Origin of the sequence: Streptacidiphilus fuscans (genome assembly GCF_015690355.1) — a bacterium.
Taxonomy (GTDB): Bacteria; Actinomycetota; Actinomycetes; order Streptomycetales; family Streptomycetaceae; genus Streptacidiphilus; species Streptacidiphilus fuscans.
In genome coordinates this window covers 446,813-473,116 of the sequence record NZ_JADPRT010000002.1, presented here as the reverse complement: position 1 = coordinate 473,116, position 26,304 = coordinate 446,813, and the positions used below count along the sequence as shown (strand labels likewise).

The 26,304-nt window shown below is 69.9% G+C and carries 21 protein-coding genes; 8 read left to right on the top strand and 13 right to left on the bottom strand.

Going from position 1 to position 26,304, the window contains the following annotated elements:
- Positions 1-3 precede the first annotated feature (3 nt).
- From I2501_RS05790 to I2501_RS05780, 3 genes are all read left to right on the top strand, one after another.
- Complete coding sequence (locus I2501_RS05790) at positions 4-1,326, top strand: FAD-dependent monooxygenase (protein ID WP_196192722.1); 1,323 nt, start codon at positions 4-6, stop codon at positions 1,324-1,326.
- A 387-nt stretch (positions 1,327-1,713) separates the two neighbouring features.
- Positions 1,714-3,666 carry a putative Ig domain-containing protein gene (locus tag I2501_RS39045; protein ID WP_196192721.1) on the top strand — a complete coding sequence of 651 codons (1,953 nt, stop codon included), beginning with the start codon at positions 1,714-1,716 and terminating at the stop codon, positions 3,664-3,666.
- A gap of 283 nt (positions 3,667-3,949) precedes the next feature.
- Positions 3,950-4,507 carry a hypothetical protein gene (locus I2501_RS05780; RefSeq protein WP_196192720.1) on the top strand — a complete coding sequence of 186 codons (558 nt, stop codon included), beginning with the start codon at positions 3,950-3,952 and terminating at the stop codon, positions 4,505-4,507.
- 102 nt (positions 4,508-4,609) lie between these two features.
- On the opposite strand, the gene sodN is transcribed toward I2501_RS05780, so the two are convergent.
- Complete coding sequence (sodN, locus tag I2501_RS05775; RefSeq protein WP_196192719.1) at positions 4,610-5,005, bottom strand: superoxide dismutase, Ni; 396 nt, start codon at positions 5,003-5,005, stop codon at positions 4,610-4,612.
- Between the two features lie 190 nt (positions 5,006-5,195).
- On the opposite strand from sodN, the gene sodX reads away from it, so the two are divergent.
- The gene (gene sodX, locus I2501_RS05770) at positions 5,196-5,681 is read left to right on the top strand and encodes a nickel-type superoxide dismutase maturation protease (protein ID WP_196192718.1); all 486 of its coding nucleotides are present in this window, start codon (positions 5,196-5,198) and stop codon (positions 5,679-5,681) included.
- Between the two features lie 123 nt (positions 5,682-5,804).
- On the opposite strand, the gene I2501_RS05765 is transcribed toward sodX, so the two are convergent.
- On the bottom strand, positions 5,805-6,374 hold the full coding sequence (locus I2501_RS05765) for a CGNR zinc finger domain-containing protein (RefSeq protein ID WP_196192717.1): 570 nt from the start codon (positions 6,372-6,374) through the stop codon (positions 5,805-5,807).
- Between the two features lie 618 nt (positions 6,375-6,992).
- Between I2501_RS05765 and I2501_RS05760 the strand changes: the two genes are divergently transcribed.
- Both I2501_RS05760 and I2501_RS05755 read left to right on the top strand, forming a co-directional pair.
- Positions 6,993-8,189 carry an NAD(P)-dependent malic enzyme gene (locus tag I2501_RS05760; protein WP_328806224.1) on the top strand — a complete coding sequence of 399 codons (1,197 nt, stop codon included), beginning with the start codon at positions 6,993-6,995 and terminating at the stop codon, positions 8,187-8,189.
- Between the two features lie 108 nt (positions 8,190-8,297).
- Positions 8,298-9,260 (top strand): zinc-binding dehydrogenase, encoded by a 963-nt coding sequence (locus tag I2501_RS05755; protein WP_196192716.1) that lies wholly within the window; start codon positions 8,298-8,300, stop codon positions 9,258-9,260.
- Between the two features lie 145 nt (positions 9,261-9,405).
- Here the strand turns inward: I2501_RS05755 and I2501_RS05750 are convergent, their stop codons facing one another.
- The 11 genes from I2501_RS05750 to I2501_RS05700 form a co-directional block, all read right to left on the bottom strand.
- Positions 9,406-10,410, bottom strand: a complete 1,005-nt coding sequence (locus I2501_RS05750; RefSeq protein WP_196192715.1) for a PadR family transcriptional regulator — start codon at positions 10,408-10,410, stop codon at positions 9,406-9,408.
- Positions 10,407-11,315: a DUF4097 family beta strand repeat-containing protein gene (locus tag I2501_RS05745; RefSeq protein ID WP_196192714.1), complete on the bottom strand. Its 909-nt coding sequence runs from the start codon at positions 11,313-11,315 to the stop codon at positions 10,407-10,409. The genes I2501_RS05750 and I2501_RS05745 overlap by 4 nt, the downstream gene beginning before the upstream one ends.
- A 190-nt stretch (positions 11,316-11,505) precedes the next feature.
- Positions 11,506-11,685 (bottom strand): DUF6104 family protein, encoded by a 180-nt coding sequence (locus tag I2501_RS40515; protein ID WP_196192713.1) that lies wholly within the window; start codon positions 11,683-11,685, stop codon positions 11,506-11,508.
- Between the two features lie 50 nt (positions 11,686-11,735).
- On the bottom strand, positions 11,736-12,152 hold the full coding sequence (locus I2501_RS05735) for a hypothetical protein (protein WP_196192712.1): 417 nt from the start codon (positions 12,150-12,152) through the stop codon (positions 11,736-11,738).
- 121 nt (positions 12,153-12,273) lie between these two features.
- Positions 12,274-13,548 carry a WXG100 family type VII secretion target gene (locus tag I2501_RS05730; protein WP_196192711.1) on the bottom strand — a complete coding sequence of 425 codons (1,275 nt, stop codon included), beginning with the start codon at positions 13,546-13,548 and terminating at the stop codon, positions 12,274-12,276.
- Positions 13,545-13,844, bottom strand: coding sequence for a DUF6317 family protein (locus I2501_RS05725; protein ID WP_328806223.1), 300 nt, complete (start codon positions 13,842-13,844; stop codon positions 13,545-13,547). The genes I2501_RS05730 and I2501_RS05725 overlap by 4 nt, the downstream gene beginning before the upstream one ends.
- Positions 13,837-14,751: an SAV_915 family protein gene (locus tag I2501_RS05720; RefSeq protein ID WP_196192710.1), complete on the bottom strand. Its 915-nt coding sequence runs from the start codon at positions 14,749-14,751 to the stop codon at positions 13,837-13,839. Before I2501_RS05720 ends, I2501_RS05725 begins: the two co-directional genes overlap by 8 nt.
- Before the next feature lie 181 nt (positions 14,752-14,932).
- Positions 14,933-18,829 (bottom strand): multifunctional oxoglutarate decarboxylase/oxoglutarate dehydrogenase thiamine pyrophosphate-binding subunit/dihydrolipoyllysine-residue succinyltransferase subunit, encoded by a 3,897-nt coding sequence (locus tag I2501_RS05715; RefSeq protein ID WP_196192709.1) that lies wholly within the window; start codon positions 18,827-18,829, stop codon positions 14,933-14,935.
- A gap of 223 nt (positions 18,830-19,052) precedes the next feature.
- Positions 19,053-20,273, bottom strand: a complete 1,221-nt coding sequence (locus I2501_RS05710) for a sensor histidine kinase (protein WP_408022705.1) — start codon at positions 20,271-20,273, stop codon at positions 19,053-19,055.
- Entirely contained in the window at positions 20,270-20,998 is a 729-nt protein-coding gene (locus I2501_RS05705; protein ID WP_196192708.1) for a response regulator transcription factor, read from the bottom strand. Before I2501_RS05705 ends, I2501_RS05710 begins: the two co-directional genes overlap by 4 nt.
- A 207-nt stretch (positions 20,999-21,205) precedes the next feature.
- On the bottom strand, positions 21,206-21,934 hold the full coding sequence (locus tag I2501_RS05700) for a spermine/spermidine synthase domain-containing protein (RefSeq protein WP_196192707.1): 729 nt from the start codon (positions 21,932-21,934) through the stop codon (positions 21,206-21,208).
- A 116-nt stretch (positions 21,935-22,050) separates the two neighbouring features.
- Between I2501_RS05700 and lon the strand changes: the two genes are divergently transcribed.
- On the top strand, positions 22,051-24,504 hold the full coding sequence (gene lon / locus I2501_RS05695) for an endopeptidase La (RefSeq protein ID WP_196192706.1): 2,454 nt from the start codon (positions 22,051-22,053) through the stop codon (positions 24,502-24,504).
- A gap of 336 nt (positions 24,505-24,840) precedes the next feature.
- A complete protein-coding gene (locus tag I2501_RS05690; protein WP_196192705.1) occupies positions 24,841-26,280 on the top strand; it encodes an FtsW/RodA/SpoVE family cell cycle protein in 1,440 nt (479 codons plus the stop codon).
- Positions 26,281-26,304: the final 24 nt, after the last annotated feature.

Sequence of the window (26,304 nt, the reverse complement as noted above, 5' to 3'; positions counted from 1 at the left end):
ACCATGCGGCAGCACGCCACCACACCGACCCTCCGGGTCCTGATCTCCGGCGCCAGCATCGCCGGGCCCGCCCTGGCCCTCTGGCTGGGCCGGTGCGGCCACGACGTCACCGTCGTCGAGCGCGCCGCGACGTTCCGCGAGGGCGGCGGCGCGGTCGACTACCGGGGATCCGTGCACCGCACGGTGCTGGAGCGGATGGGCGTCCTGGAAACCCTGCGCGGCCTGGACACCGGAATGGGCGACCAGGTGCTGCTCCACCCGGACGGCAGCGAGCGGCTGCGGCTGCCGGCCTCCTTCATGAGCGGCGAACTGGAAGTCACCCGCGGCGACTTGGCCCGAACCCTCTACGAGGCCAGCCTGCCGTTCGCCCGCTACGTCTTCGGCGACTCCGTCCGCACCCTGACCGAGCACGCGGACGGCGTCACCGTCGAGTTCGAGCACGGCCCCACCCGGGACTTCGACCTGGTCGTCGGCGCGGACGGGATGCACTCGGTCACCCGGCGGCTGGTCTTCGGCGAGGAGTCCCGCTTCCGTCGCGACTCCGGCTGGTTCGTCGCCACCTTCTCCACCGACTTCTCCACCGGGCCGGCGGCCTCGCTCGGGCTGCGCGACTCCGGGGTGATCTGGAACGACCCCGGCCGGATGGTCGGACTGGCCAACACCCTGGGCGAGGACGGCGCGATGCTGGTCTTCCACGCCCCGGGCCTCCGCCACGACTACCGGGACGTGGCCGGGCAGCGGGAGATCGTCCGTGAGCGCTACGCCGACGCGTCCTGGTCGGCCGTCCCTGCGGTGCTGCGGTCGGTCGGGACGGCGCCCGACTTCTACTTCGACTCGATCAGCCAGATCGTGATGGACCGCTGGTCGCAGGGACGCGTGGTGCTGCTCGGCGACGCGGCCTGGGCGCCCGCGCCCGGCGGTTTCGGCAACGGTCTCGCGGTGGTCGGCGCGTACGTCCTGGCAGGGGAGTTGGCGGCGGAACTCGCGGCAGGGCGGGGCTCGCAGAGTGCGACGGGACTGGCGGTGGTGCTCCGGCGTTACGAGGAGCGGATGCGTCCGTACGTGACGGGATGCCAGAAGCAGGGCAGGGGAGCCGGGCCGTTCCTGGCACCGGCCACGGCGGGCAAGCTCCGGCAGCGCAACCGGATCTACCGGATGCTCTGCAGCCGGATGATGAGCGGCTTCTTCGACCGGCTGACCACCCGACAGGCCGAGGCGATCGACCTGCCCGAGTACCCGCTGCCTGCTTGCCCGTTGGCGGGCACCGTCAGCGAGCGGTCCGTTGTGGACAAGGCCCGTGCGCATGCGGTGCAATCCCAGCCTTGATATCTGCCACAGACGTGCACGAAGCGACAATCCCCCAAGGGGAGGGGCGAAAAACCCCTGAGCGGCGGGCTACGCGCGTTGTGGCGCGCTGAGCTCGCCGTTTGTTCACCTGTGGGTCGGGTGTGAGTCGTCATGTGATTTCTTCCTGTGAGACGCCTGTTGACCCAAATTCGTCAACCCTGCTTTGCTGTCCCCCACGAAGGCGGAGAGCACCACAACAAGTGGTGACAGTATGCCAACTCGGGTCGTTTGCACGCGAGTTGGCGTGTGCGAGCTGGTTTGAAGCCTTCGGTTCTCCCAGGGCAAGCGGGCGCACTCCCCGAGCGCGTGCGGGTCACCCCCGCGCGGTCTCCACGGCGTCCGCGACGAGAGAGGAACGCTCCCCACATGCGCAACACCCGCTTCAGAGGCGCGGCTGTCGCCGGCATAGCCTCGCTTTCCCTCGCTGCGGCAGGGCTCTCCTTCGCCGCCTCCCCGGCGTTGGCAGCGAGCGGTGGCCACCACGACTCCGGCCAGGCCCACCACAACGCGGCCATGGTCGGCGGCAACGCCACCTTCAGCAACGAGTTCAACCCGTACAGCTCCTCGCTGAACGCGAGCAAGACCGCCGGGCTCAAGCAGTACGAGGCCCAGCAGCGCAACCGTCTCGCGCACCAGGCGACGGCGGCGGCCACCGGCCAGGAGACGCTCTCCTACGGCGGCGGCACCGACGGTGTCGGCGTCATGAGCGGCCACGTCAAGGTCTACCTGATCTTCGACGGTAACCAGTGGGGCACCCAGAGCACCAACTCCAAGGGCGACGCCACCTTCTCCGGTGACGTCGACGGCGCGGCCCCGGTCGCCCAGGAGATGTTCAAGGGCATCGGCACCGGCGGCGAGACCTGGTCGGCCGACCTGACCCAGTGGTGCGACGGCGCGAGTGTCACCAACGGCGCGACCAGCTGCCCGACCAACGCCAACTTCGTCCCGTACCAGAGCGGCGGCGTCCTCGCCGGTGTCTGGAACGACAACTCGGCCGCCGAGCCGAGCAACGCGACCGGCAACCAGCTGGCCCAGGAGGCCATCAAGGCCGCCGGCCACTTCGGTAACACCACCGCCGCGTCGAACCGTTACGCGTACTACGTCGTCCTGTCGCCCCACGGCACCGACCCGGACGGCTACCAGGACCCGAACACCGGCTACTGCGCCTGGCACGACTGGAACGGTGACACCACCCTCAGCGGCGGTGCGGCGACCTCGCCCTACGGCGACATCGCCTTCTCCAACCAGCCGTACAACATGGACGCCGGCCAGAACTGCGGCGTCGGCTTCATCAACGGCGCGTCCGCTGGTGAGCTGGACGGGTACACGATGACCCTCGGCCACGAGTGGCACGAGATGATGTCGGACACGTACCCGGCCGGTGGTTGGACCAACCACGTCTCCGGTTCGTCGTACAACGGCCAGGAGAACTCGGACGAGTGCGCCTGGCTGCAGCCCGGCACCGCCGGCGGCGCCGCCAACGTCACCATGGGCACCGGCACCTTCGCCGAGCAGGCCAGCTGGTCGAACGACACCAACTCCTGCGCCATCTCGCACACGATCCTGACCCACGGTGGCGGCACCGGTGGCGACACCGTCACGGTGACCACCCCGGCCGGCCAGAACGGCACCGTCGGCACCGCCGCCTCGCTGCAGGTCAAGGCGTCGGACTCGGCGACCGGTCAGACCCTCACCTACGCGGCGAGCGGCCTCCCGGCCGGCCTGTCGATCAACTCCTCGACCGGCCTGATCTCCGGCACCCCGACCGCCGCGGGCACCTCCTCGGTGACGGTCACCGTGACCGATGGCACCGGCGCCAAGGGCACCGCCACCTTCTCCTGGACCGTGGCCGCCGCCCCGACCGGCTGCACCTCGGCCCAGCTGCTCGGCAACGCGGGCTTCGAGACCGGCACCGCCGCTCCGTGGACCACGACCGCGGGCGTGCTGAACAACTCCTCCCAGGAGCCGGCCCACTCCGGTAGCTGGGACGCCTGGCTCGACGGCTACGGCACCGCTCACACCGACACCGTCTCCCAGACGGTGAAGATCCCGAGCGGCTGCAAGGCGACGCTGAGCTACTGGCAGCACATTGACACCACGCAGACCGACGGCACTGCGCACGACACCTTCGTCGTCACGGTGAACGGCAACACGGTCGGCTCGTTCTCCAACCTGGACGCCAACACCGGCTACACCCAGGAGAGCTTCGACCTCTCCTCCTACGCCGGTCAGTCCGTGACCATCACCTTCACGGGCACCCAGGACGGCGTGGCGAACACCAGCTTCGTCATCGACGACACCGCGCTGAACGTCTCCTGACGTCCAGTCAGTCACCAGCACCACCCGGGGGTCGGCCGCTGGCCGGCCCCCGGCCTGCGTTCCGGGTGCGGTTCGGGCGGGCGCTTCATGTCGCGCGGATCGGGCGGGTTCGGAGGCACTCGAGGGGGGTGCCTCCGGCCCGGCCGCGCCGACCGGGAGACAACCCGCAGACAGCCCGGAGGCAGGGGACAGGGGGAGCGGGAGGGGAACCGATGCGCAGGCCAGCGCATCCAATCGGCAGTTGTCCGTCAACCGGATCCTGCCCGCACAGAGGAGCAAGCACATGACCAAGGCCCTTACCACTTCCGGGGCTCCGGACTCGTCGGCTCCGCGGTCGTCGAAGCGCCTCCGTCTGCTGTCGGTGGCGGCCCTCGGCCTCGCCGCAGGGGTGGCGCTGTCGGGCTGTTCGTCCTCCGGCTCGTCTTCCGGCTCGTCCGGCCGGGCTTCGGGCCCGGCGACCGGCTCCGCGTCCGCCGTCGCGACACCGTCCGCCTCGGCTACCGGTTCGAGCAGTACCGGGACGGTGCTCAAGCTCGACGAGAACGCCAAGGGACACACGGTGCACGTACCCGTCGGCGGCACCGTCCTGCTGACCATGCACAACATCACCTGGAGCACGCCGAAGGTCTCCAACCCGGCCGACCTGTCGCCGCTCGGGCTGCCCGAGATCGGCCCCGGCACCGACTGCCACCCCGGCAGCGGCTGCGGCACCAAGTCCACCCGCTTCGTTGCCCGCCAGGCCGGGACGGTCACCATCACCGAGACCCGCACCTCCTGCGGCGAGGCCCGCCGCTGCACCGACGGCCAGGGCACCTACACGGTCACCGTCGTCATCGGCTGACGCCGCCGGAGCCCGCGGCGCTGCACGCAGCGTGGGAACGGCGAAGGGCCCGGCCGATTGCTCGGTCGGGCCCCACGTGTACCAGCCTCAGAGTCCGTGGACTCAGGCCTTCTTGGTCTCCCAGAAGATCTTGTCGATCTCCGCGATCAGGTCGAGCGCCTTCTGGCCCGTCGCCGGGTCGGTGGAGGCCTTGGCCGCGGACAGGGCCTTCAGGGTGTCGTTCACCAGCTGGCTCAGCTGGGGGTACTTCTCGAAGTGCGGGGCCTTGAAGTAGTCGCTCCACAGCACCGAGACGTGGTGCTTGGCCAGCTCGGCGCGCTCCTCCTTGATCACGGTGGCGCGAGCGCGGAAGTGCGGGTCCTCGTTGGCCTGGTACTTCTCCTGGACGGCCTTGACCGACTCAGCCTCGATGCGTGCCTGGGCGGGGTCGTAGACGCCGCAGGGGAGGTCGCAGTGAGCGTGGACAGTGACCCGCGGTGCAAAAAGCCGAGAGAACATGGGAGTCCTTCCTGTGATCGTCTTCCCAGGAGGAGGTTACCGCCGAAAGGCGTCGGACTCGCGTCCGCCCCGGGGGCTTAGGGCAAAGGTCGTAGAAGACGTAGAAGACGCAGAAGAGAGGTGGACTTGCCCCGCAGGCTTGCGAAGATGGAACCGAACGGGTCCCGAGCGGTGGGCGAGGATGAACGGAATGGCCGAGCGAGTGGGTGAACCCGGCGGGCAGCCACAGCCGCAGTCGCAGGTGCGGGAGCCGCAGGAGCCCCCGGAGGGCGGTGCGGTCCAGGGCCGGTTCGGCGTGCTGGTGGTCGACGGACCGTCGATGGCGCCCACGCTGTCCCACGGCGATCGCCTGGTCTGCCACTACGGCGCGCGACTTCGGCCGGGCGCGGTGGTGGTGGCACAGCATCCGCTCCGCCAGGACCTGATCGTGGTCAAGCGCGCGGTGGAACGTCGCCCGGGCGGGTGGTGGCTCCTCTCCGACAACAGCGCGGTCGAGAGCGACAGCCGCGACTACGGCCCGGTCCCGGACGAGTTGGTCCTCGGCCGAGTCCTGCTCCGCTATGCCCCCCGCCCCGCCTGGCTCGCCCCCTCCACCTGGTGGCAACCGGCCCTCCGCGCCCTCCCGTACGCGATGTCCCGCCGCCTCGGCGACTTCCGCCGCCTCCCGAGCCTCTAGGCAGACGGGCCAGTTGCACCTCTAGGGGCGCGAGGAACTGCGCGACAAGCCACCCACCCAGGTCGAGCACCGAACGAACAGGGCCATCCGCTCATCGGTGGTTGCTCGCCCAGATCCCCGCCCCTAGGCGGAAGCCGCTTCGCGCTTCCGCGCGCGGTACGCCGCGACGTTGGCGCGGGTCGCGCAGCGGTCGCTGCAGTAGCGGCGGCTGCGGTTGGTGGAGGTGTCGAGATACGCGTTGCGGCACGGTGCCGCCTGGCAGAGGCCGAGACGGTCCGCGCCGTGGGCGGTGAGGTGCATCGCCAGGCCCATGCTGGCCAGCGCCGCGTAAAGCGAGGTCGCGGTCGAGGCGTTCTCCGCCAGGTGCAGGTGCCACAGCGGGCGGCCGTTCTCGTCGAGATATCCGTGGCCCGAGATGACCGGGCTGACCGGGTACTCGATCAGCAGCTCGTTGAGCATGTCGACGGCGCGCGTCTGGTCGCCCTCCGCCGCCGACTCGAAGACCGACCGCAGCCGTCGCCGGACCGCCCGCAACTGCGGGACGTCCGCCTCCTCGACCAGCTTCGTGCCCCGGCCGCCCGCGCTGAACAGGCGGCGGACCTCGTCGACCGTGGTCAGTTCGTCCTTGCCGCGCTCGGGTTCCTCGGTGTTGACCAGCCTGACGGCGAACTCCGCGTAGGTGGTGAGTTCCATGAGTCGTCCCGAGGTGTCCGTGTCCCGTGAAAGCTGACAGACCGGCACCGACTGCCGCCGGTGGTACCGCGTGGTGGGCGCAGTGTGGTGCCGGGTGGTGCGGTGGTACTCGCTGGTAATGACTGTACTCTCCGCCAGGGTATTACGATCGGTTCCGATGCGCGTACCTCCGGGCGCGGACGGCGTCCGCAGTATGGCGGTTGAACGGAACATGTGATGAACAAGACCGAATCTCGAGCGGGCTCGTTGCCCAGGATCGAGGCGACTGTGCCAAAATCAGCTCACGGGTGACCCCCGTCAGTCGAGTAGGCCCACCGGATCGGCACCGATCCGGGTGGTGCGCAGGACCGGAAGCACGACAGCGCTCCGGATCCGAGGCACCGGTCCGTAATCCGGCCTCTCGCCGCTCGCGGTGTTTGTACCGTTCGTCCATATCTGCTGGTTCGCGTCCCGTCTGTGCGGGCGGATCTCACGACGCGACCGAGCTTGGACCCCGAACCTGGGGGACGAAAAGACGAAGCTGTGGCGCCAGCGCCGCGACTAGTGTCGAGATCGGCATCGAACCGGACGCATCACCAGACAAACCAACCCTCACAGAACGACGACGAAGAGGTCCTCGTGGCAGCCGAGATCATCAGTCCCCGTCCCCTCGACGAGAAGGATCCGATCGATCCCGCCTTCGCCCTGCACCGCGGCGGCAAGATGGAGATCAACGCGACCGTTCCGGTGCGTGACGCGGACGACCTTTCCCTCGCCTACACCCCGGGCGTCGCCCGGGTCTGCACGGCCATCGCCGAGCACCCTGAGCTGGTCCACGACTACACCTGGACCTCCAACGTGGTCGCGGTCGTCACCGACGGCACCGCCGTGCTCGGCCTCGGCGACATCGGCCCGCAGGCCTCCCTCCCGGTCATGGAGGGCAAGGCGATCCTGTTCAAGCAGTTCGGTGGCGTCGACGCGGTGCCGATCGCGCTGGACACCAAGGACGTCGACGAGATCGTCGAGACCGTGATCCGGCTCGCGCCCTCCTTCGGTGGGGTGAACCTGGAGGACATCTCCGCGCCGCGCTGCTTCGAGATCGAGCGCCGCCTGCAGGAGGCCCTCGACATCCCGATCTTCCACGACGACCAGCACGGCACCGCCGTGGTCACCCTGGCCGCGCTGCGGAACGCCGCCAAGCTGACCGGTCGCACCCTGGCCGACCTGCGTGCCGTCATCTCCGGTGCGGGCGCGGCGGGCATCGCCATCGCCAAGATCCTGGTCGGCGCGGGCATCGGCGACGTCGCCCTGTGCGACCGCAAGGGCGTGGTCCACGTCGGCCGCACCGACCTGACCGACGTCAAGCGCGAGATCGCCGAGCTCACCAACCGCGGTGGCCTGACCGGTTCGATGGCCGACGTGCTGGCCGGCGCCGACGTCTTCATCGGCGTCTCCGGCGGCACCGTGCCCGAGGACGTCGTGGCGACCATGGCCAAGGACTGCATGATCTTCGCCATGGCCAACCCGAACCCCGAGGTGCACCCGGACGTCGCGCACAAGTACGCGGCGGTCGTGGCCACCGGTCGTTCGGACTTCCCGAACCAGATCAACAACGTGCTGGCCTTCCCCGGCATCTTCGCCGGCGCCTTCCAGGTGCGCGCCTCGCGCATCACCGAGGGCATGAAGATCGCCGCGGCCACCGCGCTGTCCGAGCTGGTCGGTGACGAGCTGTCCGCTGCCATGGTCATCCCGAGCCCGTTCGACCCGCGGGTCGCGCCCGCCGTCTCCAAGGCGGTCGCCGAGGCTGCCCGCGCCGAGGGCGTCGCCCGCGCCTGAGGCTGGGCGCCCGGCGTCCTAGCACGCACACCCCGCGACCGTCGCGGAGCCGTAGATCACATCGTGGCGCGGTTCCCCGGCGGTCGCGCGCGGTTCTAGGGTCAAGGCATGTTCGCCGCCTATGCCGCCCGTATCGCACCGGACGACCCGCTGAGCGGTCTCGAGCTGGGGGAGCGCCCCGAGCCCGAGGCGCGGCCCGGCTGGAGCATCGTCACCGTCAAGGCCGCCTCACTCAACCACCACGATCTGTGGTCCCTGCGCGGGGTCGGGCTCCCCGCCGAGAAGCTGCCGATGATCCTCGGCTGCGATGCCGCGGGCATCGACGAGGACGGCAACGAGGTCGTCCTGCACTCCGTCATCGGCCAGACCGGTCACGGCGTCGGGCCCAAGGAGCCGCGGTCCATCCTGACCGAGCACTACCAGGGCAGCTTCGCCGAGAAGGTCGCCGTCCCGACCTGGAACCTGCTGCCCAAGCCCGCCGAGCTCTCCTTCGCGGAGGCGGCCTGCCTGCCGACGGCGTGGCTGACGGCGTATCGGATGCTCTTCACCAACGCGGGCGTGAAGCCCGGCGACACCGTCCTGGTCCAGGGCGCGGGCGGCGGCGTGGCCACGGCGCTCATCGTGCTGGGCAAGGCGGCGGGCCTGCGGGTCTGGGCGACCAGCCGCGACGAGGCCAAGGGCGCCCGTGCGGTCGAACTGGGCGCCGACGCCTGGTTCCCCAGTGGGGCCCGGCTGCCCGAGCGCGTCGACGCCGTCATGGAGACCGTCGGTGCGGCGACCTGGTCGCACTCGATCAAGTCGCTCCGGCCCGGCGGGACGCTGGTCATCTCCGGTGCCACCAGCGGCCCCAACCCGCCTGCGGCGGAGCTGACCCGCATCTTCTTCCTGGAGCTCAAGGTGGTCGGCTCGACCATGGGCACCAAGGAGGAGCTGGCCGGCCTGCTCAACTTCTGCCGGACGGCGGGAGTGCGCCCGGTCATCGACTCGGTGCTGCCGCTCGCCGAGGCACGCGAGGGCTTCGCGCGGATCGCCAAGGGCGACGTGTTCGGAAAGATCGTTCTGGAGCCGTAGGGTGCGGCAGCCGTAGGACGTCGCAGCCGTCGCAGCCGTCGCAGCCGTAGGACGCCGCAGCGGCGCACCCTCGTACGCCTGATCGGCCAGGGCCCCCACGTCCCTGGCCGATCTGCCCCCGTAACCCCCGGGCCGGTCTTTGGAGTTACCGCCGACGCAGTCGCGCCGCGGCATCCGCCAGGACCGATCGGGCGCGCTGCAGGCTGTCCGCGGTGACGCCCGCGTCGCGTGCCTGGTCGCGCACCTCGTCGCGGAACCGGTCCAGCAGGCCGCTCAGTTCGCGCAGCGGCTCGCCGGACTCGTCAACCGTCGCCCAACCGGGCAGGTCCGCAGGCACCTCGTCGTCCTGGCCGGACTTGCCGAAGTCGACCGGCTCGTCCACCGGCTCGCCGACGGGGCGGCCGGGCGGTGTCCTTCCCTCCGGGCTGCCCGGGGGAGTCCAACGGCTCGGATCGGCAAGGCCGCTGAGGGTGCGGGTCAGCTCCGAGAGGCCCTCGGAAAGGCCGGTGGGCCAGTCGCCGCTCTTGATGTGCGAGCGGATCTGATCGCCGATCCGGCTCGCCTCGCGACGGGCCTGCTCGCGCACCGCGCGGGCCTGCTCCTTGGCCTCGCGGGCCTCCTCGCGGGCGGACCGGGCCTGCTCCTTGGCCTCCCGCGTCTGCTCCTTGGCCTGCTCCTTGGCGACGCGCCACTCCTCCTTGGCACGCTGCCAGGACTCACGGTCGGCGCGCCAGGTCTCGTCGCCGAAGCGCACCTGGCGGCGCGACTCCCGGGCGGCGGCGCGCATCTCCTCGCGCAGGCTCTGCGCGGAGTCGCGGACGTCCTCGCGGATCTGGTCGGCCAACTGCGAGACGGAGTCGTGTATCTCGGCCTCAAGCTCGGCCAATTCGGATGCCCTGGAGGCGAGTTCGGCGCGGCCGGCGTCGGTGATCCGGTAGACCTTGCGGCCGCCCTCGACCGAGTGCTCGACCAGGCCCTCCTGCTCCAGCTTGGCCAGCCGGGGGTAGACCGTTCCGGCGGAGGGCGCGTACAGGCCGTGGAAGCGCTCCTCCAACAGGCGTATCACCTCGTAGCCGTGGCGCGGAGCCTCGTCCAACAGCTTGAGCAGGTACAGGCGCAGGCGTCCGTGAGCGAAGACAGGGCGGCTCATGCCTCGTCAGCCCCCTTCTGGAAGTCGATCGCGAGCGGGGAGTCGGGAGTGGCGTCCTGGGGAGCGTCCTGCGCGGCGTCGTCCTCGTCGCTGGGGCGGCGCAGGACGGCGACGGAGCCGGAGACCGTGGTGATCTTCACACGGCTGGTGCCCTTGCCCAGCGTCCCGGTGATGCGCTTGGCGCCCCATGCGCCGCCGACCTTCAACTGGTCGAAGGAGGAGGAGATGTCGCCGCTCGTCGTGTCGGCCCTGACCTCGGCGTCCGCCGGAGCGGGGATGCGTACGGCCACCTCGCCGGAGACATTGGTCAGCTCCACGTCGGCGGCCGTCGGACGGTCGAGGTCGACCGTCATCGCGCCGCTGACGGAGTTGGCCTTCAGCGCGCCGCTGGTGCCGGCGAAGACGGTGAGCGCGCCGGACACGGTATTGATCTTAAGCCCTCCGGAGGTGCCGTGCGCCTCCACCGTGCCCGAAACCGTGTTGGCGTCGACCGGTCCGCTCACCCGAACCAGCGTCACATCGCCGCTGGCGGTGTTGGCGTGGACCTTCCCCGTCACCCCGGAGACGACCGCGTCGGACGAGGCGGACCCGAGGTCGACCGCGACGTCGGCGGGGACCACGAGCGAGACCACGGCGTGGCGCTTCTGCCGCAGACCCTCGATCCAGCGGCCGATGGCCTTCCACTGGAAGTCCTTCATGGTGAGGTCCTCGTAGGTGACCACGAGCTCGCCCCCGTCGAGGCTCACCAGCAGCGGCGGCCCCTCGATCTCGGTGACCTCCAACCGCGCGGGCCCCTCACCGGCGACCACGTTGACCGCGCCGGCGATGGTACGCACCTTGAGGCGTCGTACCGGCTCGTCGAAGACGAGTTTCCGTGGCTCGCTGATCGTCCAGTGCTCCGACATACCGGTCTCCCCGATGCGTGCGGCGTAGCCGCGGCTGCACCGCGCCGACCCGGGCGCGGCCTTCTGCTCTTCACGATATATCGCACTCGCCAGGAGTCAAGCTATATCGCGAATCTCAGGGTCGCGTCCGGGATCGTGTCGGGGTCACCTCGGGGATGACTTGGGGACGACTCGGGGATCGGCTGAGCCGCTACTCGTCGTCCTCGTCGTCGAGCCGCGCCAGCCACGTCGCCAGCCGCTCCACCGGCACCTCGAACTCGGGGTTCAGGTCCACGAACTCCTGCAGCCGGTCCGCCAGCCAGTCGAAGCTGACCTCCTCCTCGCCCCGGCGGTTCTGCAGCTCCTCGATGCCACGGTCGGTGAAGTACACGGCTGTTGCTTTTCCTCTCGCAGAAGTCCTCGCCCGAAGGGTACGACAGCTCAGGCGGGGTCGCGGTGGAAGAGCCGGTCGTAGCGCTGCTGATCCGCTTGCAGGCGCGCACGGGCGCCGCGCTCCTCCGGCAGTTCCCGTCCGAGCGTGGTGCCGGGCAGCCATGAGAGCGCGAAGCCGAAGAGCACCGGCCCGGTGGCAGGCAGCAAGAGGATGAGGACGACCGAATTCATCATCATCTTGACCGGCCAGGGGAGGCGGCGTCGAGCCTCCTGCCGGCGCTGACGCCACTCCTCGGGCGTGAGTGTGGTCCGATTGACGAGAACGGACTCCCGGACGCCGAATGCAAGGCCCACCAGGACGAGCACTCCCATGGCGGCGAGCGTCAGGTCACGGACCGTTGGCTGAAGGTGGGAGCTCCCTACGCCGTAGAACGCTGATCCGGCGACGGTCGCGATGGCCACCATGAGGATGCACCTTACGAGGGTCAGCAGCGTCCGCCTCGCCCAGTACCCGGGTCCCCGCTGTACCCAGGACGTGCCGAGAAACTGCACCCGCAACGGTGTTGGTGCGTACTGCGCGTACTCCTTAGAAGAGGCTGGTGATTCCATGCCATGCTCCCGTCACATCGCCCCACATAGATTTTCCGGTTCCCTTGACGACGTTCCAGCTCCCGTAGGCCAGCCCGCCGACGACGCCGTGGTCGTGGACGTCCTCGCTCCAGTGTTCATGGACCGCTTTGTCGATGCCGACGCCAACAGCGACCGCACCCGCCAGCTCCAATGAAGTCGCGCCTACATAGGCTGCACCGGCCAGGCCCTCAGGGGCGGCAGCAGCGAGGCCAACCCCAGCGAGCACACCGCCCACCGCCGCGCCGCCGTCCACCAGGATCGAGTGGGTCCATGACCAACCTTCGTCATGGTCTTTTATTGCCTCGAACCCCGAGCCGGTCAGCGCTGCGGCCACGTCCAACACCGGGATGTCCTTGAGGAAGTCCGGAGCGTACTTGAACTTAGACAGCAACTCACTCAGGCCGTCGAGGTCACCGGTCTTGAAGTTCACGAGCTTCGAGAAGGCGTTCCGGCTGTCCAGGGCGGCATTCAGTTCGGTCTCGCTCGCCTTGAAGTCGGCGACGGCCGACTTGTAGTCCTTGAACGAGCTCAGGTCTGTCCGGACGCCTTCCATCTTCTTACCGAGCGAGGCGACTTCGGTTTTGAGTGCAGCTCGAGCGGCGTCCCGAGACCTCTCGGCTTCCTCCAGCTCCTCGTTCGCTTTGTCGGCTGCCGCGCTCTTGCGGTCGTCGCTGGTGGCGTAGAGATCTCGGAGAAACGCGGCGACGGTCATCTTGTCGCTCGCTTGCATCGGCTGGTCTGGGTCAATTCCCGCGTAGAACCCCTGCAGGGCTGTCGCGGCTTGAACGCGAGCGTTCTCCGCCTGCAGCGTGATGGCTTCGTACACCTGGGTGTACTCGTTGAGCGCCGTGCCGTCGCTCGCGTTCGCCACCGTGGTCAGCGGTTCGCCGTGCGGGCCGACTTGGAGGCCCTTGCTCTTCGCGGTCTGTGCTGCGTTGTAGAGGGCGTCGTTGAGCGATGAGAGGGAGTCGCCCAGGCTGCTCAATGTCTTGCCAACGGAGCCGACCAGGTCGGAGTATCCGCCCGCTGTGATCGAGTCCGTCGTCCAGGCTTTCCGGAATTGGGTGGCTGCGTCACCCTGCCAGCCGGCTGCGCTCACCAGCGAGTCGACGCCGCTGTCGAGGGACGCGATTACCGTCTGAAGGGGCTCCACGGCGCCGGTCAGGGTGGCGCCCATGTGCTGGAGCCCGGCGAAGTCGCCGCCGATCCAGTTGTTGCTTCCCCCGCTCATGAGTCCGGCATCAGATCTTCGAAGACGCCGTGCACGTCCACATCGCGACGTTGATAGGAGTCATGCGCGTAGCCGAGCTTGTCGCCATGGTCGGCGATCCTGTCCCCCACCTTGGTATGCAGTGAATCTACGGCGTTCATGATGGTCTGCAGTGCGTCATTGAACCCGGGGTCGCCGCCGTCCGCCAGGGGTGGGGTGACCTGCATTTTCAGAGAGCGATAGTCGTCTGCTTGCGTGTGGTAGGTCTTCGCCATGGCGGCCAAATCCGCCAGTACGACCTGATAGCCGTTACCCACGACTCAACTCCTCCTCATAGGCGAGTACATCGTCCGCCGTCCAACGTCGCGCTTCTGGTTCTACCGGCGGGTCAAGACGGATCGGAGGGGCTCCAAGACGCTCCATCAGCGTGATGAATTTTTCTGCGCGCACGGCGGTCCATGGCTGTGAAGATCCGAGCCGTTCGATCAACAGGTCGAGCGACGTGAAAGCGACCGGCACCGCGCCCTCGGGACTGTCCAGAAGCTCGAAGACCATCTGGTCGTCGCTGGGGTGCGTCGGCACGTAGAGGGGGGTGCTCGGCGTGAGCCGTGCCAAGGGCGCGGTCAGGTCCAGCACTTCGCCGTCTGCGCTGAGCCGGTTCACTGCTCCGCCCGCAGTGGGCACAGCCAACGCTGTCTCGTCGCCGGGCTGGATCGGCGAACGCAGTGCCACGGTGATCGCCGACAGGGCGGCGGCGAGACGTGGCGCGTTCCGCTGGTAGACCGCAGGCTGCGGTGCGCCGGACAGATCCCAGGGGAGGAAGGCGTCGCCGAATGCCCCGACGGCGATGGACAACTGTCCGGCACGTGCTTCCGCGCGGACGCGGGTCAGCAGCGGTTCCCGGTGTGATTCGCCATCGGCTCCGACCCATGTGCCGACACAGTCACCGAGTATCGTCACTTCGCCGTCCGGGGCACCGCCGCCCGCGTTCCGTACCTCATCTGCGATTCGTTCCGCGTTCTCGGCCAGGGAGCTGCCTTGCACGGCGAATTCCGCGGCTACTCCGCCCGTACGGATGGTCAAGTGTGGCACCGCGACGGCCAGATGTTCGCGACCCAGCTGGTAGACGGCCGTGAGGACCGCATCCAGGCTGCCACGTACGACGTCGTCGGTAGGCAGTTCCACCTGCCAGGTCCAGTACGCGGTTGGTGTTTCCCCGGCCATCCGACCCTCCCGATGTCGTGTACATCTCTTCGTGGCCGAAATGATGCTACAGGCGGGCGTCAGAGGGCCGGGGCGGGGGTCTACGCACCGACAGAAGACAAGGGACCCGGCACCCCGACCGGGGTACCGGGTCCTTTCAGCGCGTCAGCGGTGACGCGTCACCGCCTGATCGGCCGCTTGATCAGAGGGTGTACACCTCGTCGATCAGCTGCTGCTGCTCCTGCGCGTGGCGCTTGGCCGAGCCGACCGCCGGGGCGGAGGAGGCCGGGCGGGCGACGCGGCGGAGGCGCTGGCGGCTGGCGGAGGGGCCGACGACGACGTCGATGTGGTCCACCAGGTTCAGCGCGATGAACGGCCAGGCGCCCTGGTTGGAGGGCTCCTCCTGGGCCCAGACGTACTGGACGTCCGTGCCGTAGCGCTTGAGCTCCTCCTGGAGCTCGTTCACCGGGAGCGGGTAGAGCCGCTCGACGCGGACGATCGCCGTGTCGGTGATGCCCCGCTCGGTGCGGGCGGCGGCCAGGTCGTAGTAGAACTTGCCGGCCGTGATCACGACCTTGCGCACGTTCGCCGGGTCGACCGTGTCGTCGCCGATGACCGGGCGGAAGCCGCCGGTGGTGAACTCCTCCGCCTTGGACGCCGCCGCCTTCAGACGCAGCATCGACTTCGGGGTGAAGACGATCAGCGGCTTGTGGTGCGGGTTGTGCGTCTGCCAGCGCAGCAGGTGGAAGTAGTTCGACGGCAGGGTCGGCATCGCGACAGTCATGTTGTTCTCGGCGCACAGCTGGAGGAAGCGCTCCGGGCGGGCGGACGAGTGGTCCGGTCCCTGGCCCTCGTAACCGTGCGGGAGGAGCAGCGTGACGCCGGAGTTCTGGCCCCACTTGGTCTCCGACGAGGAGATGTACTCGTCGATGATGGTGGACGCGCCGTTGGCGAAGTCGCCGAACTGTGCCTCCCACATCACCAGCGCGTCCGGACGGGCCAGCGAGTAGCCGTACTCGAAGCCCATCGCCGCGTACTCGCTGAGCAGCGAGTCGTAGACGGTGTAGCGAGCCTGGTCCTGCGTCAGGTAGAGCAGCGGGGTGTAGTCCTCGCCGGTCTTGTTGTCGATCAGCACCGCGTGGCGCTGGCCGAAGGTGCCGCGGCGGCTGTCCTGGCCGGCCAGGCGGACCGGGTGGCCCTCCATCAGCAGCGAGCCGATGGCGAGGGTCTCGCCCATGGCCCAGTCGATGGTGCCGTCCTCGATCATCGCCGCGCGGCGCTGCAGCTGCGGCAGCAGACGCGGGTGGACCGTCAGCCACTCGGGCAGCGCGACCTGGGACTCGGCGATGCGCTTGACCATCTCCTGCGAGATGCCGGTGCCGACCGAGACCGGGAAGGTCGCCTGCGGACGCTCGGAGACCGGCTGGGCCGGCGTGCCGGAGGCCTCGCGGACCTCGGCGAAGACCTTCTCCAGCTGGTCCTGGTAGTCCTTGAGCGCCTGCTCGGCCTCTTCCAGGGTGATGTCGCCGCGACCGATCAGGCCCTCGGTGTAGAGCTTGCGCACCGAGCGCTTCTTGTCGATCAGGTCGTACATCAGCGGCTGCGTGAACGACGGGTTGTCGGCCTCGTTGTGACCGCGGCGGCGGTAGCAGATGAGGTCGATCACGACGTCCTTGTGGAACGCCTGGCGGAACTCGAAGGCGAGCCGCGCGACGCGGACCACGGCCTCCGGGTCGTCGCCGTTCACGTGGAAGATCGGGGCCTCGATCATGCGGGCCACGTCGGTGCAGTACATCGACGAGCGCGAGGCGGCCGGGGCGGCGGTGAAGCCGACCTGGTTGTTGATCACCACGTGCACGGTGCCGCCGGTGCGGTAGCCGCGCAGCTGCGACATGTTCAGCGTCTCGGCCACGACGCCCTGGCCCGCGAAGGCCGCGTCGCCGTGGATCTGGATCGGCAGGACGTCGAACGAGTCGCCGGCCTTGTCGAGGACGTCCTGCTTGGCGCGGGCGATGCCCTCGACGATCGGGTCGACCGCCTCCAGGTGGGACGGGTTGGCCGCGAGGGAGACCTTGAGGGTCTCGCCGTCCAGGCCGGTGAAGGTGCCGTCCGAGCCCAGGTGGTACTTCACGTCGCCGGAGCCGTGCATCGACTTCGGGTCGAGGTTGCCCTCGAACTCACGGAAGATCTGCGCGTAGGACTTGCCGACGATGTTGGCCAGCACGTTCAGGCGGCCACGGTGGGCCATGCCGATGACGGCCTCGACCAGACGGGCCTCGGCCGCCGAGTCCAGCACCGCGTCCAGCAGCGGGATGACGGACTCGCCGCCCTCCAGCGAGAAGCGCTTCTGGCCGACGTACTTGGTCTGCAGGAACGTCTCGAACGCCTCGGCGGCGTTGAGGCGGCGCAGGATGCGCAGCTGCTCCTCGCGCTCCGGACGGTCGGTGCCGCGCTCGACGCGGGCCTGGATCCAGCGGCGCTGCTTCGGGTCCTGGATGTGCATGTACTCGATGCCGACGGTGCGGCAGTACGAGTCGCGCAGCACGCCGAGGATGTCGCGCAGCTTCATCATCGTGTGGCCGGCGAAGCCGCCCACCGCGAACTCGCGCTCCAGGTCCCACAGCGTCAGGTCGTGCGCCTGGACGTCGAGGTCCGGGTGCTTGCGCTGCTTGTACTCGAGCGGGTCGGTGTCGGCCATCAGGTGACCGCGGACGCGGAAGGAGTGGATGAGCTCCATCACGCGGGCGGTCTTGTTGACCTCGTTGTCGTGGGTGCGGGCCACGTCGGTCGCCCAGCGGACCGGCTCGTAGGGGATCCGCAGCGACTCGAAGATCTTGTCGTAGAAGCCGTCCTGGCCCAGCAGCAGCTGGTGGATCGTGCGCAGGAACTCGCCGGACTGGGCGCCCTGGATGACCCGGTGGTCGTAGGTGGACGTCAGGGTCATCACCTTGGAGATGCCCATGCCCGCCAGCGTCTCCTCGGAGGCGCCCTGGAACTCGGCCGGGTACTCCATCGAACCGACGCCCAGGATGGTGCCCTGACCGGGCATCAGGCGCGGCACGGAGTGGACGGTGCCGATGCCGCCGGGGTTGGTCAGCGAGCAGGTGACGCCTGAGAAGTCGTCGACCGTGAGCTTGTTCTGACGGGCGCGGCGGACGATGTCCTCGTAGGCCTGCCAGAAGCCGAAGAAGTCGAGGGTCTCGGCCTTCTTGATCGCGGCGACGACCAGCTGGCGGTCGCCGTTCGGCTTGGTCAGGTCGATCGCCAGGCCGAGGTTGACGTGCTCGGGCTTGACCAGGAAGGGCTTGCCGTCCTTCTCCTGGAAGCCGTGGTTCATCGCCGGCATGGCCTTCATGGCCTGGACCATGGCGTAGCCGATGATGTGGGTGAAGCTGACCTTGCCACCGCGGGCGCGCTTCAGGTGGTTGTTGATGACGATGCGGTTGTCGATCAGCAGCTTCGCGGGGACGGCGCGGACGCTGGTCGCGGTCGGCATCGAGAGCGAGGCGTCCATGTTCGCCACGATCCGGGCGCTCGGGCCCTTCAGCGCGACGAGCTCGGGTCCTGACGGTGCCTCGGCGGGGGCGGTCACGTTGCTGCTGTCCTTAACGGTGTCGGCGGGAGCGGCCGGAGTGGCGGCCACGCGCTGGGTGGGCGCGGCGGGCGTCGCAGGGCGCTGGGTCAGCGGCGCTGCGGCGGAGGGGGCGGCGGGAGCCGCAGCGGCGACCGGCTGCGCGGGAGCAGCAGCCGGGGCCGGGGTCGCGGCCGGAGCCACGGGGGCTGCCGGCGCTGCGGGAGCCGGAGCGGGTGCAGCAGGCGAAGCGGGTGCGGCAGCCGGGGCGGGTACCGCAGCGGCAGCCGGGATCGGGGGTGCCGTAGGCGTCCCGGTCGCGGCGACGGCGGTGGCACCCGCCTTCTTGGCGTGGCTGGTCTTGTAGTCGGCGAAGAAATCCCACCAGGCCCGGTCGACCGAGTTCGGGTCCTGGAGGTACTGCTGGTAGATCTCGTCCACGAGCCACTCGTTCGGGCCGAACGCGGCACCGGGGCCGGGCTCGGTCGAGGTGGCAGGTGAGCTGGTGTGTGGGGACTGTGGAGACACGGCGGCAACCGCCCTCTTCCGCTTCCGTGTGAATGGTGGACAGCGGGTAGTAAGGCTACGCCTCCGCCGCACGTCCGCGCAGGTCCCGCACGGCAAGGGTCGCCCAGATCACAGTCCGGCCGCAAACAATGGCCGAAACGCGAGGTTAGAAGTCGGGCGTGATTGGGGAGAACGAGAAGCTGTTCGTGCGCCCGGAACCCGGCGAATCGGGCATTCTTTCGGCTCAGGGATGCATGTGCGGGAGGATCGGCGGTTCCCAGGGGTCGCGCAGGTCACGCCCCTCGCGCGGCTCGCGGCGCGGGCCCGGGAGCTCGACGCGGATCAGGCAGCCCTTCGGCGAGTCGGCGACGGCGATGGCGCCGTCGTGCAGTTCGACCGCCCAGCGGGCGATGGCCAGACCGAGACCGGTGCCGCCGTCCGCGCCGGGACCCTGCGCGGTCGCCGAGCTGCCGCGGCCGAAGCGCTCGAAGACCCGGGTCCGGTCCTCGGGGGCGATGCCGGGGCCCTCGTCCGCGACGTCGACGACCAGGCCGCCGGAGCCGGCCGAGCGGGCCCGTACCGTGACCGTGCCGTCCTGCGGGCTGTGCCGGCAGGCGTTGTCGACCAGGTTGGCGACGACCTGGTGCAGGCGCTCCGGGTCGGCGTGCGCGGTGAGCCCCGCGGCGACGTCCAGCCGTAGCGAGACGTCGGTGCGGCGTTTGCTCGCGCCGCCGGAGACGGAGCCGTCCACGGTCAGCCCGCGCAGCACCCCGGCCAGGAACGGCTCGACCTCGAAGCCGCGCAGTTCCAGCGCGTCCACGCCGTCGGCGAGCTTGGACAAGTCAAGGAGATGGGCGACCAGGCGGCCCAGCCGCTCGGTCTGCTCCAGCGCGGCGGCCATGGTGGCCGGTTTCGGCTCCACCACCCCGTCGACGACGTTCTCCAGCACGGCGCGCAGGGCGGCTATGGGGGTGCGCAGCTCGTGCGAGACGTTGGCGATCAGCTCGCGGCGCTGGCGGTCGGCCGCGTCCAGGTCGTCGGCCATCGTGTTGAAGGCGTGGGCGAGCTCGCCGACCTCGTCCAGGGAGCGGGTGTGCACCCGCCGGGTGTAGTCACCGGCGGCCATCGCACGCGAGGCGGCGGTCATCTCACGCAGCCCGGCGGTCATGTTGTGCGCGAGCAGCTGGGTGATCAGCAGCGAGGCGATCACCGAGAAGATCATCACCACCCGGATCTGGGTGGAGGAGTTCAGCGCAAGCACCACCATCAGCGTGGAGATGCAGACGGAGGTCAGGACCAGCACGTTCATCTTGGCCTTGACCGAGCGCAGCGGGTCGAACGGGCGCAGCCCGGCCCAGAAGCGCTCCGCGTGGTTGGCACGCGGCGCCCGGCCTCCCGCCGCCTTCGGGGGCTGCGGGGGCTCCTGCGGGGGTTCGCGCCGACGTGCGGGAGCGCTTCTCGTCACGGGGCCGGGGACTCCAGGGCGTAGCCGACGCCGTGGACGGTGCGGATCCAGTTGGCGCCGATCTTCCGACGCAGCGCCTTGACGTGGCTGTCGACGGTGCGGGTGCCGGACGCGTCGGTCCAGTCCCAGACCTCGGCCAGCAGCTGCTCCCGGGTGAGCACCGCGCGCGGCTGCTGGGCCAGGCAGGCCAGCAGGTCGAACTCGGTCGGGGTGAGGTGCACGTCCTCGCCGGTGACCCGGACCCGACGCTGGACGTGGTCGATCTCCAGCTCGCCCAGGCGCAGCGTGCCGCCCATCGGCGTCCGCGCGGCCAGCTGGGCGCGCTCGATGCGGCGCAGCAGCACGTTGACGCGGGCCGCCAGCTCGCGCATGGAGAACGGCTTCGTCATGTAGTCGTCCGCACCGACGCCGAGCCCGACCAGCAGGTCCGTCTCGTCGTCGCGTGCGGTGAGCATGAGCACGGGGACCGGGCGCTGCGCCTGGATCCGGCGGCAGACCTCCAGTCCGTCGAAGCCGGGCAGCATCACGTCGAGCACGACCAGGTCGGGCTGCCAGGTCTGGAAGCAGTCGACCGCCGTCGGGCCGTCGTGGGAGACCGCGACGCGGAAGCCCTCTGCGCCGAGTCTGGCCGCGATCGACTCGGCGATCGTCGGCTCGTCCTCGACCACCAGCACTCGGCGCTGGTTACCCAGCCCGTTGTTGGTCTGCTGCTGTACATCCGTCACGGTCACGCCACCGCCCCCAGGGCCTCGCGTTATCCGGCCCGAACTGGTCTCGGGCCGCCGGGTCGTCTTCGGTACGGTGCCCCACCCCCGACTCGCTCAGTCCGCCACTGATCGCAGCGTACGGACCCCGGCCCGCTGTGGCAGGCCGCCGTCGGATAAACCGACCCTTCGAGGGGTGGCACGGGCAAGGACCATACCGTGCGTCAACTAGACGCGCGAGGACAGGTACACGACATCAGGAATGCCTCGTTCCACCTGGACCGGGATTTCGATGACCTCGATTCGGGCAAATCGGGCGCGAAGCCGTGCTTCGAAGGTGCGCGAATGTGCCGCGCTCCACACGGCGAGCACACCTTCATCAGCAAGAGTTTGCTCAAGAAGGTCCAGGCCGGCCTCGCTGTAGAGGGAATCGTTGGATTCGGTGACGGTCCAGTCGGGGCCGTTGTCGATGTCGAGACAGAGCGCGTCGTACCGGTTCTCGGTGGTGCGCAGGTGGTCCAGAAGGTCCGCATTGACGATTTCCGTACGCGGGTCGGTGTGACCCGTTCCGGCGAACGGCGCGAGCAGAGCGTCACCCTGCGTATGCCACTCGATGATCGCCGGCTCCCGCTCCACCACGGTGATCCGGCCCGGACGCCTGTCCTGCGCGGCCTCGGCGAGCGAGAAGCCGACGCCCAGTCCGCCGATCAGAACGTGCGCTCCGCGCGGGGAATCCAGGGAGTCCAGGGCGGCGCTGATGAGAAGGCGCTCGGAGCGCCCGTCGGAGGTGTCCATCAGGAAGGTGCCGTTGGCGATGATCTCGAAGTGCGCGCCGCGGCGGCGCAGGGCGACCTCGCCGAACGGGCCCTCGCGGCGATCGAGGAGTACCGGCGTGTCAGCGGTGTCGGCGGTGTCGTCGGGAGAGGGCTGCGCGGCGCCGAGGTGATGGGTGGACATGAGCCCTATCGTGCCCGATACGCCTGATCGCTCAGAGCGAACACGCCTCGGGGAACAATGGGCGGGTCATGAAGCTTTAGTCCATGTAACTCAACTTGCATGACCGTGGAGAGATCATGGCTTCGACTTCTGGAACGCTCACCCTGCCGGTGCTGCCGCTTGACGACGATGCGGTCCTCCCCGGCATGGTCGTCCCACTCGACCTGTCCGACCAGGACGTCCGTGCCGCGGTGGAGGCCGCGCAGGCGGCAGTCCGGGAGACCGGTGCGCACGCGCCGGGAATCCGCACGGTGGCGGGCGCCCGCAAGGCGCGGGTGCTGCTGGTGCCGCGCGTCGACGGCGCGTACGGCGCGATCGGAACGCTCGCGACGGTGGAGCAGGTCGGCCGCCTGGCCGACGGCGACCCGGCCGCGCTGGTCCGCGGCGTCCGCCGCGTCCGCATCGGCACGGGCACGACCGGCCCCGGCGCCGCCCTCTGGGTGGAGGCCGTCCCGGCCGACGAGACCGAGGTCCCGTCGCCGCTGCCCGGCGCGATCGCCGAGACCGTCAAGGAATACAAGGCGCTGACGACGTCGTGGTTGCAGAAGCGCGGCGCGTGGCAGGTCGTGGACCGGTTCGCGCAGATCGAGGGCGTCTCCGAGCTGGCCGACAACATCGGCTACGCCCCCTTCGTCACCGCCGAGCAGAAGCTGCACGTCCTGGAGGAGCTGGACCCGGTGGCCCGGCTCGGCTACGCGCTGCAGCTGCTCAAGGACCACCTGGCCGAGGCGGAGGTCCAGGAGACCATCCGCAAGGACGTCCAGGAGGGTATGGAGAAGCAGCAGAAGGAGTTCCTGCTGCGCCGCCAGCTGGAGGCCGTCCGCAAGGAGCTGTCCGACCTCAACGGCGAGCCGGACAGTGAGGAGGAGGACTACCGCGCCCGCGTGGAGGCCGCTGACCTGCCGGAGAAGGTCCGCGAGGCCGCGCTCAAGGAGGTCGAGAAGCTGGAGCGTTCCAGCGACGCCTCGCCCGAGGGCAGCTGGATCCGCACCTGGCTGGACACCGTCCTGGAGCTCCCCTGGAACAACCGCACCGAGGACGCCTACGACATCGCCGGCGCGCGTGCCGTGCTCGACGCCGACCACTTCGGCCTCGACGACGTCAAGGAGCGGATTGTCGAGTACCTGGCGGTGCGCAAGCGCCGCGCGGACCGCGGCCTCGGCCTGGTCGGCGGGCGTCGCGGCGGAGCGGTGCTGGCGCTGGTCGGCCCGCCCGGCGTGGGCAAGACCTCACTGGGCGAGTCCGTCGCGCGGGCGATGGGACGCGAGTTCGTCCGGGTCGCGCTCGGCGGCGTCCGTGACGAGGCGGAGATCCGCGGCCACCGGCGTACCTACGTCGGCGCGCTGCCGGGCCGCATCGTGCGGGCGATCAAGGAGGCCGGGTCGATGAACCCGGTGGTGCTGCTGGACGAGATCGACAAGGTCGGCTCGGACTACCGGGGCGACCCGGCGGCGGCGCTGCTGGAGGTCCTGGACCCGGCGCAGAACCACACCTTCCGCGACCACTACCTGGAGGTCGAGCTCGACCTGTCGGACGTGGTCTTCCTGGCCACGGCCAACGTGCTGGAGGCGATCCCCGAGCCGCTGCTCGACCGCATGGAACTGGTCCGGCTCGACGGCTACACCGAGGACGAGAAGGTCGTCATCGCCCGTGACCACCTGCTCCCGCGTCAGCTGGAGCGTGCGGGTCTGGGCGCCGACGAGGTCATCCTCGACGAGGACGCGCTGCGCAAGCTGGCCGCCGAGTACACCCGTGAGGCGGGCGTCCGCACGCTGGACCGCGCGGTCGCGCGGATCCTGCGCAAGGTCGCCGCGCAGAACGAGCTCGGCGAGGCGGGCGCGGAGCTGCCGCGCACCGTGGGCGAGGCGGACCTGCGCGGCCTGATCGGCCGTCCCCGGTTCACCCCGGAGCACGCGCAGGAGCCGGAGGAGCGGCGCACGGCGGTGCCGGGCGTGGCGACGGGCCTCGCGGTCACCGGCGCGGGCGGCGACGTCCTCTTCGTCGAGGCCTCGCTGGCCGACCCGGAGACGGGCGGCAGCGGCCTGCAGCTCACCGGCCAGCTCGGCGAGGTGATGAAGGAGTCCGCACAGATCGCGCTCTCGTTCCTGCGCTCGCACGGGGCGGAGCTCGAACTGCCGGTCACCACGCTCCGCGAGCGCGGCGTCCACATCCACGTCCCCGCTGGCGCGGTCCCGAAGGACGGCCCGAGCGCGGGTGTGACCATGACCACGGCCCTGGCCTCCCTCCTCTCCGGCCGGAAGGTCCGACCGGACGTGGCGATGACGGGCGAGGTCTCGCTGACCGGACGGGTCCTCCCGATCGGCGGCGTCAAGCAGAAGCTGCTGGCGGCGGACCGGGCCGGGATCACCACGGTCCTGATCCCGTCCCGCAACGAGGCCGACCTGGACGACGTCCCGGCGGAGGTGCTGGAGCGACTCACCGTCCACCCGGTGAGTGACGTCCGTCAGGTCCTGGACCTGGCGCTCGAACCTGCGGTGTCGCTGAGCAAGTCGGAGACGCTGGCGGCGTAGCCGCCTCAGGGGCGGGGGGGGGGGGGGGGGGGGGGGGGCCGGGGGGGGGGGGGGGGGGGGGGGCGGGGGCGGGCGGGGGGGGGGGGGGGGGGGCGGGGGGGGCGCCCCCCCCCCCGGGGGGGGGGGCCCCCCCCCCCCCCCCCCGCGCCCCTGAGGTGCATGGCTGCTCGCCCGCAGACGTCGACTCCGTCACAGTCTTGCCCGCCTGAGAACCGGAACCGGACTGCGCGCGTTCCCACCTCCGAACGAGACCTGCGACAATGCCACGGTTCTCCGAGCCAGAAGCGCGGAGCGCAGGAGTCGGAACGTCGCTGAAGTGTTGGGTGGGTGCAGAAGATGGGCGCACGGAGCTCGCGGAGCGCAGCCGTGGCACCGGGAGCGAATCGCAAGCGGAACCTGGAGCTGATGCTGCTCCTCTTCGCGGTCGCCGTGTGCGCATTCGCTGACGCCAGCGCCGAGCTGGGAATGCACGGCAGCATCCCGTCCGGCTTCGCGCTGGACGTGTGCGCTCCTGCCGTCCTGGCGCTGCTCGCGCACCTGGTGGTGCGCAAGTGGGCGCCCTACGCGGACCCGGTGATCCTCCCGGTCTCCGTGCTGCTGACCGGGATCGGGCTGACCCTGATCCATCGGCTCGACATATCGTATGCGCAGGTCGACGGGTGGAAGCCGTCCGCGCCGAACCAGCTGATGTGGACCGTGATCGCGATCGTCGTCTTCGCCGCGATCATCATCGGGATCAAGCACCACCGCGTCCTGGCCCGGTACACCTACCTGCTGATGGCCTCGGCGCTGATCCTGCTGGTGGCGCCGGCCTTCTTCGGCGCCGACGTCTACGGTGCGCGCCGCTGGGTCAGCATCGGACCGCTGCAGTTCCAGCCCGGCGAGTTCTCCAAGATCATCATCATTATCTTCTTCGCCAGCTACCTGATGGCGAACCGCGACGCGCTCGCGCTGGTGGGGCGTCGGTTCATGGGCATCGCGCTGCCGCGCGGCCGGAACATGGGCCCGATCCTGGTGGTCTGGGCGGTCAGCCTGGTCGTCCTGGTCTTCGAGTCGGACCTGGGTACCTCGCTGATCTTCTTCGGCGCGTTCATCATCATGCTGTACGTGGCCACCGAGCGGACCGGATGGGTCGTCCTCGGTGGACTGATGGCCGTCGGCGGCGCGGTCGCGGCCGGGACGCTGGTCTCGCACGTGACCTACCGCGTCCACAACTGGCTCGACCCCTTCGCTGCCTACAACCCCACGCCGCCCCAGGGATCCTCGCCGCAGCTGGCGGAGTCGCTGTTCAGCATGGCCAACGGCGGACTGCTCGGGACCGGCCTGGGCAAGGGCGACTCGTGGCTGATCGGCTTCGCAGGGAACAGCGACTGGATCTTCTCGACCGTGGGAGAGGAGCTGGGAACGGCCGGCGTCATGGTCGTCCTGGTCCTCTACATGCTGCTGACCCAGCGCGGCATGCGGGTCGCCGTGCGGCTGTCGGACCCCTTCGGCAAGCTGCTGGCCTCCGGTCTCTCCGCCGCGTTCATCCTTCAGGTCTTCGTCGTCGTGGGTGGTGTCATCGGACTCATCCCGCAGACCGGTAAGGCGCTGCCCTTCCTGGCGCAGGGTGGTTCCGCGATGGTGGCCGCCTGGATCACGGTCGCGCTGCTGATCAAGCTGAGCGACGCCGCGGGCCGGGCCGAACTGGAGCCGAAGCCCGCGCCGGACGAGACGCTGACCATCTCCGCGGCCGAGATCGCCGCCGCCCGCGCCGAGATGGAGCAGGCGGGCTGACCGCTCCCGGTCGGACCCCAGGGC

What these genes read in the sequence shown, in the direction of transcription:
- I2501_RS05790 (WP_196192722.1), top strand. Translation starts at nt 4, where the DNA reads ATGCGGCAGCACGCCACCACACCGACCCTCCGGGTCCTGATCTCCGGC.
- I2501_RS39045 (WP_196192721.1), top strand. Translation starts at nt 1,714, where the DNA reads ATGCGCAACACCCGCTTCAGAGGCGCGGCTGTCGCCGGCATAGCCTCG.
- I2501_RS05780 (WP_196192720.1), top strand. Translation starts at nt 3,950, where the DNA reads ATGACCAAGGCCCTTACCACTTCCGGGGCTCCGGACTCGTCGGCTCCG.
- sodN (WP_196192719.1), bottom strand. Translation starts at nt 5,005, where the DNA reads ATGTTCTCTCGGCTTTTTGCACCGCGGGTCACTGTCCACGCTCACTGC.
- sodX (WP_196192718.1), top strand. Translation starts at nt 5,196, where the DNA reads ATGGCCGAGCGAGTGGGTGAACCCGGCGGGCAGCCACAGCCGCAGTCG.
- I2501_RS05765 (WP_196192717.1), bottom strand. Translation starts at nt 6,374, where the DNA reads ATGGAACTCACCACCTACGCGGAGTTCGCCGTCAGGCTGGTCAACACC.
- I2501_RS05755 (WP_196192716.1), top strand. Translation starts at nt 8,298, where the DNA reads ATGTTCGCCGCCTATGCCGCCCGTATCGCACCGGACGACCCGCTGAGC.
- I2501_RS05750 (WP_196192715.1), bottom strand. Translation starts at nt 10,410, where the DNA reads ATGAGCCGCCCTGTCTTCGCTCACGGACGCCTGCGCCTGTACCTGCTC.
- I2501_RS05745 (WP_196192714.1), bottom strand. Translation starts at nt 11,315, where the DNA reads ATGTCGGAGCACTGGACGATCAGCGAGCCACGGAAACTCGTCTTCGAC.
- I2501_RS05735 (WP_196192712.1), bottom strand. Translation starts at nt 12,152, where the DNA reads ATGGTGGCCATCGCGACCGTCGCCGGATCAGCGTTCTACGGCGTAGGG.
- I2501_RS05730 (WP_196192711.1), bottom strand. Translation starts at nt 13,548, where the DNA reads ATGAGCGGGGGAAGCAACAACTGGATCGGCGGCGACTTCGCCGGGCTC.
- I2501_RS05720 (WP_196192710.1), bottom strand. Translation starts at nt 14,751, where the DNA reads ATGGCCGGGGAAACACCAACCGCGTACTGGACCTGGCAGGTGGAACTG.
- I2501_RS05700 (WP_196192707.1), bottom strand. Translation starts at nt 21,934, where the DNA reads ATGTCCACCCATCACCTCGGCGCCGCGCAGCCCTCTCCCGACGACACC.
- lon (WP_196192706.1), top strand. Translation starts at nt 22,051, where the DNA reads ATGGCTTCGACTTCTGGAACGCTCACCCTGCCGGTGCTGCCGCTTGAC.
- I2501_RS05690 (WP_196192705.1), top strand. Translation starts at nt 24,841, where the DNA reads ATGGGCGCACGGAGCTCGCGGAGCGCAGCCGTGGCACCGGGAGCGAAT.